At 67.7% G+C, this 12070-nt stretch carries 10 protein-coding genes and 1 tRNA gene; 8 read left to right on the forward strand and 3 right to left on the reverse strand.

What is annotated here, in order from left to right; all coding sequences use genetic code 11:
• Window positions 1-109 precede the first annotated feature (109 nt).
• Entirely contained in the window at window positions 110-583 is a 474-nt protein-coding gene (locus tag QOZ99_RS07845) for a GNAT family N-acetyltransferase (RefSeq protein ID WP_370876815.1), read from the forward strand.
• An 88-nt stretch (window positions 584-671) separates the two neighbouring features.
• Here QOZ99_RS07845 and QOZ99_RS07850 read toward each other — a convergent pair whose 3' ends face one another.
• On the reverse strand, window positions 672-1334 hold the full coding sequence (locus QOZ99_RS07850; RefSeq protein WP_306889419.1) for a hypothetical protein: 663 nt from the start codon (window positions 1332-1334) through the stop codon (window positions 672-674).
• 241 nt (window positions 1335-1575) lie between these two features.
• Between QOZ99_RS07850 and QOZ99_RS07855 the strand changes: the two genes are divergently transcribed.
• A complete protein-coding gene (locus tag QOZ99_RS07855; RefSeq protein WP_306889420.1) occupies window positions 1576-2289 on the forward strand; it encodes a glutathione S-transferase N-terminal domain-containing protein in 714 nt (237 codons plus the stop codon).
• Between the two features lie 119 nt (window positions 2290-2408).
• Window positions 2409-2500: transfer RNA gene (locus QOZ99_RS07860), tRNA-Ser, on the forward strand.
• A 406-nt stretch (window positions 2501-2906) separates the two neighbouring features.
• On the opposite strand, the gene QOZ99_RS07865 is transcribed toward QOZ99_RS07860, so the two are convergent.
• Together QOZ99_RS07865 and QOZ99_RS07870 are read right to left on the reverse strand one after the other, a co-directional pair.
• Entirely contained in the window at window positions 2907-3392 is a 486-nt protein-coding gene (locus tag QOZ99_RS07865) for a DUF1269 domain-containing protein (RefSeq protein ID WP_306889421.1), read from the reverse strand.
• Window positions 3393-3612: 220 nt separating this feature from the next.
• Entirely contained in the window at window positions 3613-3990 is a 378-nt protein-coding gene (locus tag QOZ99_RS07870) for a response regulator (protein WP_306889422.1), read from the reverse strand.
• Window positions 3991-4717: 727 nt separating this feature from the next.
• On the opposite strand from QOZ99_RS07870, the gene QOZ99_RS07875 reads away from it, so the two are divergent.
• From QOZ99_RS07875 to QOZ99_RS07895, 5 genes are all read left to right on the forward strand, one after another.
• Window positions 4718-5608: an ABC transporter substrate-binding protein gene (locus QOZ99_RS07875; protein ID WP_370876820.1), complete on the forward strand. Its 891-nt coding sequence runs from the start codon at window positions 4718-4720 to the stop codon at window positions 5606-5608.
• A 75-nt stretch (window positions 5609-5683) separates the two neighbouring features.
• Window positions 5684-7318, forward strand: coding sequence for an amino acid ABC transporter permease/ATP-binding protein (locus QOZ99_RS07880; RefSeq protein WP_306889423.1), 1635 nt, complete (start codon window positions 5684-5686; stop codon window positions 7316-7318).
• 58 nt (window positions 7319-7376) lie between these two features.
• Complete coding sequence (locus QOZ99_RS07885) at window positions 7377-8615, forward strand: acetamidase/formamidase family protein (protein ID WP_306889424.1); 1239 nt, start codon at window positions 7377-7379, stop codon at window positions 8613-8615.
• Between the two features lie 75 nt (window positions 8616-8690).
• The gene (locus tag QOZ99_RS07890) at window positions 8691-11030 is read left to right on the forward strand and encodes an acetamidase/formamidase family protein (RefSeq protein WP_306889425.1); all 2340 of its coding nucleotides are present in this window, start codon (window positions 8691-8693) and stop codon (window positions 11028-11030) included.
• 282 nt (window positions 11031-11312) lie between these two features.
• Entirely contained in the window at window positions 11313-12023 is a 711-nt protein-coding gene (locus tag QOZ99_RS07895; RefSeq protein ID WP_306889426.1) for a glutathione S-transferase family protein, read from the forward strand.
• Window positions 12024-12070: the final 47 nt, after the last annotated feature.

A 12070-nucleotide genomic window follows, 5' to 3' on the forward strand; every position in this document is an offset into this window, starting at 1 on the left:
CGCGGATGGCGGTTCGCGCCGGGAAAGCAAGTGTGAACAACAGGCTGGAGCCTTTTCCGTGAGCGGCAGTTCAGCGGAGAGGCGCCGGCGTTCGGGCCGGGATCGCGTCGTGTCGCTTGCTGTCTGCATCGAGGAAGCGCGGTGGGACGACCTGCCGGCCATTGTCGGCATACTCGCGCTCGAAACCCGATTCGGCGTGCGCGACAGCGCGGACCCGGCCGATCGGCCCGATTACGAGCGGGCCTTCGCGGCGATCGCGGAGGATCCGCGCACGACCCTCTACGTGGCGCGCGTGGGCGGGCGCGTGCTCGGCACCTTCCAGCTTACCCTCATGCGCGCGCTGACCCGCCACGGGGCACTTCTGGCCATTGCCGAGGCGGTGCAGGTGCACCCGGAGGCGCGCGGGCAGGGGGTGGGCAGCGCGATGATGGCCTTTGCCATCGAGGAGGCGCGGCGGCGCGGTGCCGCCTCGCTGCAACTCGCCTCGAACAAGCAGCGCCTTGACGCGCACCGTTTCTATGAGCGCGCCGGTTTCGAGAAGCGGCTCGACGGCTTCAAGATCGACCTCTTGGACAAGGACTGACGGGCAGACAAGGGCTGGCGGGCAGACAAGGGCTGGCGGGCAGACAAGGGCTGGCGGGCGGACAAGGGCTGAGGGCCCGCCCGCCGGCTCACGGCAGGCAGCGCGCCATGAAGACGTGCCAGGCCTTGGCGCCGGAGAGATTGTACCGCGCCTTGTAGGTCTGCCATTCGCCATTGCAGCGCTCGAGCGCCGCGCGGTCATTCTCGCCGGGCGGCTGCTGGAGCGCGGGCGGCGGCGCCGGAGCCGGCGTCACGGCCGGGCGCGTGCCCGCGCTGGGCACCGAGCTGCGCGGCCGGACGGCCTCGGGAGGCTGCTGTTCGGCGCCCGGCGAACCGGCGAGGCACTGCTGGGCGAAATCGCGATAGGTGAGGCGGCCGGTCTGGTTCTTCGTCTTCATCTCGTTCCACAGGTCGGCGCACTGCTTCATCGAGGGCTGCGCCGCAGCCGCGGCCGGGCCGGTGGGCGGGCGTTGGCCGACGGTGGGCGGCGGGGCGCTGCCTCCCGCATCCGGCTTCGCGTCTCCCTTCCCGGCCTGCGCCATGCAGGCCTGCGCGAAATCGCGATAGGTCTGGTCGCCGGTCTGGCCCCTGGCCTTCAACTCGTTCCAGCGGTCGGCGCACAGCTTGGCCGGGGAGGGCGCCTGCGCCCGCGCGCCGGGTGCCGAAAGCGGCAGGCTGGCGAGAATCAGTGCCGCGAGCGCGAGGCGCAGGGCGGGGCGGCGGCGGGCCGAAGGGGGAAACGAGCGTTTCACGGCGACATCTGCTCCCTGGGGCGCTGGCCCCGTCCACCCGCGGCCGGGCGGCGACAAGGCCGGAAAATCACGGGGTTGGCGGCGGCTCGGGCCACACTGGCGCGGCGAACCCTAACCCGTCCGGCATCATTGGGCGAGGCCGGAACCTGCCGTTCCGGCGGGTCGGCTTGCCAGTCGGCCGCAGCGGTCCTAGTTCTGATGCACAGGCGCCCCGAGGGGTGTGGCGGCGGAAGGCTAACCCATGGCTCAGCTTCAGACCAAACCGATCCAGCTCTACTATTGGCCGACGCCCAATGGGTGGAAGATCAGCATCATGCTGGAGGAGTGCGGGCTGCCCTACGAGGTGGTGCCGGTGAACATCGCCCGGGGCGAGCAGTTCAAGCCGGACTTCCTCGTCATCTCGCCGAACAACAAGGTGCCGGCGATCGTCGATCCGGAAGGGCCGGACGGGCAGCCGATCTCGATCTTCGAATCAGGCGCCATCCTGCAATATCTCGGGCGCAAGACCGGCCTGTTCTATCCCGCCGATGAGCGCGGCCGCGTCGAGGTGGACCAGTGGCTGTTCTGGCAGATGGGCGGCCTCGGGCCGATGGCGGGCCAGGCGCATCATTTCCGCATCTACGCGCCGGAAAAGATCGCCTATGCCATCGACCGCTACACCAACGAGGTGCACCGGCTCTACGCCGTGCTGAACAAGCGTCTGGCTGACCGCCCCTTCATCGCCGGCGACTACTCGATCGCCGACATGGCCTGCATCGGCTGGGCGAAGCTGTGGGAGCGGCAGGGGCAGACCATCGCCGAATTTCCCCATTTCGCTGCCTGGCTGGAGCGCATGCTGGCGCGCCCCGGCGTCCGGCGCGGCATGTCGGTGAATGCCGAGGATCGCGCCCGGATCGACATCGCCACGGACAAGGAAGCGCAGAAGGTGATGTTCGGCCAGCGCGGGCAACCGTGAGCGCTGTCATAATGGGCAGTGGGCGCCGCCGCCTTTGCCCTTGACCCGGGGGCCTCGGAAACCTAGACAGAGCGCCGCTGGATGACGCCCTGGGTCAACCAAGGGAAAGTCCCCCAGCTGGAGACGTGGCCGAGAGGCTGAAGGCACTCGTTTGCTAAATGAGCAGGCCCCCAAAAGGGCCTCGAGGGTTCGAATCCCTCCGTCTCCGCCATTTCAGCCCCAAACTGGGCACGCCGAGCGCCGCGAATGTCCCTTCCGGGGTAGTGGCCAGCGTTCGGAGCGGGCCTGAATTCGAGCCGATGATGCGCGCAAAATCGAACGCGACTCGGCGAAGAATCAAATGAGACCCTTTAGCTGGGCCTGTGGCCGCTTGAAGGTCTCGTCATTCCTCGGCATGACGTTCCCCGAACGGACCGCCCAAGGACTACGGCAGCCGTGCCCGCTCGGGACACCGGATTTGGGCTTGGAAGCGGCCGCGCAAGGCTTCTCTCCGCCCCGGAAAGCCACATGACCATGCCATTCTGCGATGCCGGGAGACACCGGTGATCCGTGTCTCCCGCCACGTCACGCGCGGGGTGGGGAGGCCTCGGCTTGAGGCCTCCCGGAAGCGGACGTTCTCAGGCGCCCTTCAGCGCGGCCTGCAGCTTCTCTTCCTGCTCGTGCGTCAGGTTGGTGTGAAGGACGGTGCCGCCGAACTTGGCCATGTCCTCGACCACCTTGTCCGCCGTCACCTTGCGGATGAGGACGCACAGCGCCGCCTGACCCTGACCGAGCGCGGAACTGGCATCCTTGATGAAGTCGTCATTGATGCCGACATCGGTGAACTTGCCCGCCAGCGCGCCGGCGCCGGCGCCCACGGCCATGCCGATCAGCGGGTTGAGGAAGAGCAGGCCCACGAGGCCGCCCCAGAGCCCGCCCGAGGCCGCGCCGGCAAGTGTCGTGTTCACCATCTGGTTCAGCTTGATCGTGCCGTCTTCCTGCCGGACCGCCACGACCGCATCGCCAAGCTCGATGAGATATTCCTTCTGGAGCTTCAGAAGCTCCTGCCGCGCGGCCTCCGCCTTGGCTTCGGACTCGTAGGCAATGATGACGATGTCGGCCATGTTACTCTCCAGACTGTGCAGGCCGGTTCGCGCTGAACCCGCCGGGCGGCATACAAGGCATGTTCGCGCGCCTACGCAACAGCCCTTTGACGGCCATCCGCTCGGATGACGGGCCGTACGGCCTCGCGCCAGCCATCAGCACAAGCCGACGATGCCGGGCCCGGCGCGGTCCGCGGCGGCGTCGGACGATGGCGCGGGGACGTTGACAGCCAAGCCGGAATCAGCCGGCATCCCCCGACAGAAGGCGACCGATCGTGTCGGTGATCGCGTGGTCATTATAGGGTTTTGAGAAGAACCGGCTTCCCTCGGGAAGGTGGCTCTCTGCGACGATCGCCTTGCCGGAAGCGACGATCAACTTCACCGGCGGCCAGCGCTCGCGTATGTAGTGGGACAGCCTGACGCCATCCATCGTTCCCGGCATCTGCACATCGGTAAAGACCAGGTCGACGTCGGCTCTCGATTCGAGAATCTGAATGGCCTCTTCGGCGCTGCCGGCTTCCAGCGCCAGATAACCCGCGGATAGGACAAGGTCCACGGCACTCATTCGAATGATCGCGCTATCCTCGACAATGAGGATGACCGCCTTGCCCTTGAACATCACTTGCTCGGGTTGTGTAAGCCGAATATTTCGCCGCCTGATGGAATAGCGTTTTGCTGCGCAATAGGTTCCTGTTCCGTCGCTGGAACGTTCGTCTGACGATGGGCGGTCGCGCTATGGCGGTTGGTTGACGGCCGTTTCCTGAAAATTGCGGGCCGGCGCCTCGGCGATCCGATGCCGTCAATCGGAGACCGACAGCGCCTTTCATGGCCGATCCGGTGATGGTGGATCGCGATGCCGGCTTTTGACGGGTTCGGGGAAGGGGACGGCAAGCCTCCCGGGCTGCCGGGGCCTCCGCGTCCATCGCATGGTCGTCTGCCCTGAGCGCGATCGAAAGCCTCTCGCCGTCGGCGATCATCGAGGCGTAGGGGGGCGGCGGCCCCACGCACCGCCCGGCCAATCATCCCTGCCAGATTGTGAGCCGCGCGTTCCGGCAGGCGCGGGGGCGAAATCCTCACCCATTGGGGCCCTGACAGGCTCATCCGGCGCAAGCGACAGGCGCTCCATCGCCGGTGATCCGTTGGACATGCTCATGCATTGGGCAGTGCTTGCCTGAATGTTGGCAGCTGCCCGTACAACAATCGGTGCGCCCAGAGACAAGTATCCCGCGGAGGTCCTGCGCCACACTCGGCGCCTCAGTCCCCGTCACCGCGCATGGGCGTGCGGAAGCAGAGGAGAAGGTTCAGTGGCACTCAATCTCATCAGGCATTTCGGCGGGAGTCGCGACATTGGCGCCGCGCCGCTCCGGTCGGCGCTGCTCGGCGCTCTCGGCCTCGCCGTCGCCATCACCGGCATGGTGGCCGGCCTGCCGCAGCAGGCGAAGGCCGCGGCTCCGGCCGCCTGCGCCGCGCTTCAGGCCAAGTATCCCTCGCTCAAGGGCAAGACGCTGGTCAACGCCATCAACCCGCACACGCCGGGCTACGAGACCATCGATCCCAAGGACCCGTCCAAGTATATCGGCTTCGATATCGATCTCGGCGAGGCCATCGGCGACTGCCTCGGCTTCAAGATCACCTACACGCCGGTGACGTTCGCGTCGCTGCTGACCACGCTTCAGGCGGGCCAGGCGGACATCGTCATCTCCGACATCTACGCCACCAAGGACCGCGCCAAGGCGGCCGATTTCATCACCTATCTCAAGGTGTTCGATGGCGTGCTGGTGGCCAAGGGCAACCCGAAGGGCATTACCGGCATCGACCTGTCGCTCTGCGGCACGGTGGCGGCCGAGAATACCGGCTATGTCGAGGTGCCGCTGATCCAGGCGCTGGAAGCCGAGTGCAAGAAGGCCGGCAAGCCGGCGCCGGAAATCCTGCTGTTCGACAACAACGCCAATTGCATCCAGGCGATTCTCGCCGGTCGGGCCGACACCTACATCAATGACGTGAACACGGTCGACGGCGCCGTGAAGGCCTATCCCGACAAGCTGGCGAAGGCGACGGCGGTGACGCTGCCCTATTCCGTGGGCATCGCCGTGCCGCGCAACAAGGTCGAGTTCCGTGACGCGGTCATGGCGGCGCTGACCGAAATCCAGAAGGCCGGCCTCCAGGCCGAGCTGATGAAGAAGTGGAACCTGCCGGCCGAGCAGCTGGAAGCGCCCACCCTCGTTCTGGCCGACTGAGGTCCTTCAACTCCTCCCGCGCCGCGGGTGGGCCAAGCGCCCGCGGCCGGGTCTGCCAGGATCGCGATGAGGCCCATGGATCTCTTCCTGCATTATCTGCGCATGCCCTACCTCATCGACGGGGTGGGCTACACGCTGCTGATCACGCTGCTCGGGTTGCTCGGCGGGCTGGCCATGGGCGTCGTGCTGGCGGCGATGCAACTCAGCCGGTTTCGGACGCTCGCCATCGTCGCGCGCACCTATTCGATCATCTTCCGCGGCACGCCGCTGATCCTGCAGATGGTGTTCTGCTACAACGCCCTGCCGATGATCGGCATCAAGCTCTCGGCCATCGCGGCGGCCGGGCTCGCCCTTGCGCTCAACGAGGCGCCCTTCATCGCCGAGATCCTGCGCTCCAACGTGATCGGCGTCGATCGCGGGCAGGTGAGCGCGGGCCAGGCGCTGGGGATGACGCCGGCGGCCATCATGCGCCGGGTGATCGCCCCCCAGGCCATCCGTTCCATGGTGCCGGCGCTCGGCAACGAGGCGGTGAGCGCGCTGAAGAATTCCTCGCTCGCCTCGGTCGTGGCGGTGCAGGAGCTGACGCTGCGCTCGACGCAGCTCGCCTCGGCGACCTTCGACTTCTTTTCCGTCTTTTTCGCCTCCGGTCTGATCTACCTGATCCTCACCGGGGCCATCGCGGCGATCCAGATCGTCGTCGAGATGCTGCTCGACCTTGATCGGCCGCCGCCGAAGCAGCAGCTTGCCCGTTTCCTGCGCGCGCTGTCGCCCGGTCGTGGCCAGCCGGCCGCCGTGGCGGTGGCGACGCCGCCCGATGTCGCGGCGGAGATCCTCGCGGAAATCGTCGCCGATCCGCTGCCGCCGGCATCGGCGAAGGCCGCGCGCCCGCCTCAGGGCAGCGTGCCGCTGGATCGCGCGGCGCGGGCCCGGCGTCTGGCCGGCAACAATGTCGCGGTGGATGTGCAGGGCCTGCGCAAGAGCTATGGCACCCAGCCCGTGCTGCAGGGCGTCGAGCTCTCGGTGCGTGCCGGCGAGGTGGTCGCGCTGCTGGGTCCGAGCGGATCGGGCAAGAGCACGCTGCTGCGCTGCATCAATCGGCTGGAGGGCTGGCAGGACGGCGCGATCCGCGTCGGTGGCCGCCTGCTCGGCAGTGACGAGGCGGGGCGCCCGCTCTCCCCACGCGGCATCGCGCAGATGCGCGCCAGCGTGGGGGTCGGCATGGTGTTCCAGCAGTTCAACCTGTTCGGCCACCTCACCGCCCGGGAGAACATCGCCGGCCCCCTGCGCTGGGTGCAGGGCCTGTCGCGCCTGGACGCCGACCGGCGCGCGCAGGAATTGCTGGAGCGCGTCGGGCTTGCCCACCGTGCCGATGCGCTGCCGCGTCATCTCTCCGGTGGCCAGCAGCAGCGCGTCGCCATTGCCCGCGCCGTGGCGCCCGGTCCCGCCGTGCTGCTGCTCGACGAGCCGACCTCCGCGCTCGATCCGGAACTGGTGGGCGAGGTGCTGGAGGTCATCCGCCGCCTCGCGGTGGAGGAGGGGCTCGCCATGATCATCTCGACCCACCAGCTGCGTTTCGCCGGCGAAGTCGCGGACCGCATCGTGTTTCTCGCCGAGGGAACCGTGATCGAGCAGGGGCCGGCCGAGCAGGTCCTGCGGGCCCCGAGCCATCCGCTCACCGCCCGTTTCCTCAGCACCATGAACGCCGAATAGCGGTGCGTCGCCCGCCCTCGCGGCGGCCGGACCACCCGTGTCAGATCAGAGGCCCGACATGACCAAGCATTATCTGCCCGCCACGCCGGAAACCGTTCACTGGGGCTATTTCAGCCGGACGCTGGCGCCGGTGCTCACCATCCGCTCGGGCGACAGCGTCACGGTGGAGAGCATCACCCACCACGCCAATGACGATTACGAGCGGATGATCGCCGGCGATACGGCCGCCGAGGAAATCTTCCTCTGGACCAAGGATGAGAAGACGCTGCGCCGGCGCGGGGCGGGCGCCACCGAGGGGCCGTTCACCCATGGCGCGGGGGAGGGGCTCGGCGTTCACCTGCTCACCGGCCCGATCGCCGTCGAGGGCGCGGAGCCGGGCGACGTGCTGGAGGTGCGGGTGATCGATACCTATCCCCGCCCCAGCGCAAATCCGGCCTACAGGGGCCGCTTCTTCGGCTCCAATCCTTCGGCCAACTGGGGTTTCCAGTACAACGACCTGATCGAGGAGCCGAAGCCGCGCGAGGTCGTGACCATCTACGAGCTGGACATGGGCGAGGCGTCGGTGACGGCGCTCTATTCCTATCTCTGGACGCCGCAGACCGACCCGGACGGCATCGTCCATCCCACCATCGATTATCCCGGCGTGCGGGTCGACCATGCGACGGTCGTCAGGAAGGAGGGCATCCTTTCCGGCATCAAGGTGCCCGCGCGGCTGCATTTCGGCACGATGGGCCTGGCACCGGCCGAGGCGGATTACGTCTCCACCATTCCGCCCAACTATACCGGCGGCAACATGGATGACTGGCGCATCGCCAAGGGTGCGCGGATGTACTACCCCGTCGCGGTGGCGGGGGCGCTGTTCTCCTGCGGCGATGCCCATGCCTCGCAGGGCGACAGCGAACTGTCCGGCACGGCCATCGAGATTTCGCTGACCGGCGAATTCGAGTTCGTCCTGCACAAGAAGGCGGAGCTTGACGGCACGATTCTCGAGGGGCTGACCCATCCGCTGCTGGAAAATGACGATGTCTGGTCGGTCTACGGCTTCAGCGTCGCCAACTACCTGAGCGAGCTTGGCCCGGACCATCAGAACGAAATTCTCAAGCGCTCCAGCCTCGATGGCGCGATGCGGGATGCCTTCCGCAAGCTGCGCCGCTTCCTCATGACCACGCAGAAACTCTCCGAGGACGAGGCGATCTCGCTCATGTCGGTGGCCGCCGACTTCGCGGTGACGCAGGTGGTCGATGCCAATTGGGGCGTCACCGGCACGATCCGCAAGAGCCTGTTCGCGGGCCGCTGAACCGCCGGGCCCGCCGCAATGGCGCGGGCAGGGCATGGTTCTTGCTTGAATGGTTCCGATGCCAAGGTCGGAACCATGAGCGCGCAGCCGTTCACAAGCGAATCCTATTCCGGCGATGTGCGCGAGCGTGCATGGCAGGATGTTCTGCGCGGTTTTGGCCTTGAATGTCTGGGCTCGCGCAGCGGTGCGCCGGTACAGGCCACCGCGCTGTGGCGGCTTTCCTCCGCCGGCGTGCGGCTCGGCCGGGTGTCGGCCGATGCCCCGATCCTGCGCTCGCTGCCCTCGCGCGGAGGGTTGCCGCTCCTCGTGCTGCCGGTTGAGAGCAGCGCGGTGCTGACCGTGGGCGACGAGCGGCAGATCGTGCGGGCCGGGCAGATCATCCTCGCTCCGCGCGAGAGCGACTGGCAGCTGCAGTTCCAGCGCGGCTTGCGCGCCCTCGTGCTGTCAGTGGTGCCGGAAGCGTTCCGCGGGCGAAAGGCCCCCTCGCTTGCGGCCTGCCCGCCCCGCGTCTTCGCCGCCGAAGGGTTGGCCGGCATTCTCGCCGGCACCACGGGCGCGGCGGTGGGCGCGCTCGACCGGCTCTCCGATCCGGAATGGGAGGCGGTCGCGCAGAGCGTGGCCGAGCTTCTGCTCCAGCTTTCCGCCGATCTGGTGACGACGACGGCCGATCCCTCATCCAGTCGCGCGGCGCTGCTCCAGCGCCTCTACGCGATCATCGAGCGCAGCATCGGCCGGGAGGATATTTCGGTCGCCGAGGTGGCGCAGGCCGAGGGCATTTCCGAGCGCTACGTGCAGAAGCTGTTCGAGAGCACCGGCGAAAGCTTCAGCCACTATGTGCGCGAGCGCCGGCTGCAGCGCGCCTGGCATGATCTCGCCAACGCGGCCGAGGCGGCCGTTCCCATTTCGGAAATCGCCTATCGCTACGGCTTCTCCGATTCCGCCCATTTCAGCCGGCTGTTTCGCGAGCGCTTCGGCCTGCCGCCGCGCGAATTGCGCCGGCGCGAGGCCACGCGGGACAACCAGGCGGCCCTGCCCAATGGCCAGCGCGGCTGGCCACAGGAGGCTCTCGCGCAGCTGCGCGCGCGTCAGGCCCGGGCCGATCCCGACACGCGCCGCATCGTGGCGCCGGGCGGGGCCGCGCGGCCCGAGCGCACCCCGCAGGCGCCGATGCGCCATTACCTGCCGGTGAACGCCCAGAACATTCACTGGGGCTATTTCAGCCGTTCTCTCAAACCGCTGATCGAGATCGCCTCGGGCGACATCGTCACGATCGAGACGCTGACGCAGCATGCCTCGGATGATCCCGAGCGCATGATCGAAGGCGATCCCGGCGCGGAAAGCGTCTTCCACTGGACGCCCGGCTCCAAGGCCGTGGACCGGCGCGGCGCCGGGCCGATGGATGCATCGGTATTTGGCCGGGGCGCCGGCGAGGGCTTCGGCGTGCATATCTGCACCGGACCCATCGCCGTGCGCGACGCCCAGCCGGGCGATGTGCTGGAGGTGCGCATCCTCGACATCGAACCGCGCCCTTCCTGCCACCCCGATCACGCGGGCCGGGTTTTCGGCAGCAGCGTCGCGGCCTGGTGGGGCTTCCACTATTCGGAATTTCTCGACGAACCGCATCCGCGCGAGACCGTGACGATCTACGAGATCTTCACGGCGACGGACGAGCCCCACGCGCGGGCCATCCATTCCTATCGCTGGGAGCCCCAGACCGATCCCTCGGGCACGCGGCACGCCCTGTATGATTATCCCGGCGTGCTGGTTCAGCCGGAGACGATCCTGCCCAGGCCCAATGTGCTGGAGGGTGTGCGCATCCCCCTGCGGCCGCATTTCGGCGTCATCGCGGTGGCCCCGCGCGAGGCGGAGCTGGTGGATTCCGTTCCCCCCGCCTATTTCGGCGGAAATCTCGACAATTGGCGGCTCGGCAAGGGCGCGGCGGTCTACCTCCCGGTATCGGTTCCGGGGGCGCTGCTCTCGGTGGGCGATCCGCACGCCGCGCAGGGCGATGGGGAACTGTCCGGCACGGCCATCGAGTGCTCCATGACCGGAACCTTCCGGGTCGTGCTGCACAAGAAGGCCGACATTGCCGGCACCGTGCTCGCCGACCTGACCTATCCGCTGATCGAGACCCCCGAGAGCTGGGTGCTGACCGGCTTCAGCCACCCCAACTATCTCGCGGAATTCGGCGCCAACGGCCAAAGCGAGGTCTATGCGAAATCCTCGCTCGATCTTGCCATGCGCGATGCCTTCCGCAAGGTGCGGCGTTTCCTCATGACCACCAAGGGCCTGAGCGAGGACGAGGCCATCGCGCTGATGTCGGCGGCCGTCGATTTCGGCATCACCCAGGTGGTGGACGGCAACTGGGGGGTCCATGCCATCCTCAGCAAGCGCCTGTTTCCGGATCGCGCCTGAGGGAGCCGGCGCGCTCCGGCCTCCGCCGTGTCGGCCGCGCTCCGACTCACCCCCGCTGATTCCCGGGCATGACGGCCCACGAGGCGCCGGCAGGCTCATCGCCGCCGGCCGGCCCATAGCGAAGCCTGGCGCGGCATCCGCCGTCGTGGCGAGGGATGGAAAGCGTGGCGCCGATTTCACCGATTCATGCGAAGCTGAGCGCGGGCCGCGCGCGGCTGCCTCTCCTGCCGAGAGGTAGAGCGGGGCGGATGCTCAGGTCAGAATTCTCTCCCGGGGGCAGGCATGATCACCCTCTTTTCCTATCCTGCCCTGTTCGGCGTCGCCGATAACAATGGATACGGGCTGAAGGTCTTTGCCTTTTTCAGGCTTGCGGGCGTGCCGTTCGTCCATCGCCATCTGTTCGATGCGTCGTCGGCGCCGCGCAGCCAGTTGCCCTACATCACGGATGATGACGCGGTCATCGGCGACAGCGATGCCATCATCGACCATGTCGCGCGGCGGCACGGGGCCGATCTCGATGCGGGGCTGTCGCTTGCGCAACGGCAAACCGGCGTGATGTTGCGGCGAACGCTGGATGATCTCTACTGGGTCATGTCCTATTCGCGATGGAAGGACGAGGCGTTCTGGCCGGCTTTCAGCGCGGCGCTGCGCGATCAGCATCCCTCGCTCACCGAAGACGACCTTCTCCGTGCCCGCAGCTACAACGCGCAGCGCTACCATTATCAGGGAATCGGTCGTTTTGAGCCGCCGCAGGCCTATGCCCGGGGAATCGCCGATCTCGATGCGATCGAGGGCCTGCTGCGGGATAAAGGTTTCCTGTTCGGCGCGGAACCCGGCAGCGCGGATGCCGCCATTTACGGCTTTATCGCCAACATCCTGTTCTACCCCATCGAGACGCCGCTGAAGCGGCATCTGGCCGGCCTGCCCCGGCTGGTGCGTCATTGCCATCTGATCCACGAGCGGATCACCGAGGCGTCGTCCCGCCCCGCCTGACGCCGGCGCGTGGACGCGGTCTCGCCGGAAATTAGGGCGGTGGCGGT

This window comes from Ancylobacter amanitiformis, from assembly GCF_030814815.1.
In the GTDB taxonomy this organism is placed as follows: domain Bacteria; phylum Pseudomonadota; class Alphaproteobacteria; order Rhizobiales; family Xanthobacteraceae; genus Ancylobacter; species Ancylobacter amanitiformis.

Excerpts from the sequence above, each read along its gene's own strand:
- QOZ99_RS07885 (WP_306889424.1), top strand. The coding sequence starts at position 7,377 with ATGACCAAGCATTATCTGCCCGCCACGCCGGAAACCGTTCACTGGGGC.
- QOZ99_RS07870 (WP_306889422.1), bottom strand. The coding sequence starts at position 3,990 with ATGTTCAAGGGCAAGGCGGTCATCCTCATTGTCGAGGATAGCGCGATC.
- QOZ99_RS07855 (WP_306889420.1), top strand. The coding sequence starts at position 1,576 with ATGGCTCAGCTTCAGACCAAACCGATCCAGCTCTACTATTGGCCGACG.
- QOZ99_RS07880 (WP_306889423.1), top strand. The coding sequence starts at position 5,684 with ATGGATCTCTTCCTGCATTATCTGCGCATGCCCTACCTCATCGACGGG.
- QOZ99_RS07895 (WP_306889426.1), top strand. The coding sequence starts at position 11,313 with ATGATCACCCTCTTTTCCTATCCTGCCCTGTTCGGCGTCGCCGATAAC.
- QOZ99_RS07865 (WP_306889421.1), bottom strand. The coding sequence starts at position 3,392 with ATGGCCGACATCGTCATCATTGCCTACGAGTCCGAAGCCAAGGCGGAG.
- QOZ99_RS07890 (WP_306889425.1), top strand. The coding sequence starts at position 8,691 with ATGAGCGCGCAGCCGTTCACAAGCGAATCCTATTCCGGCGATGTGCGC.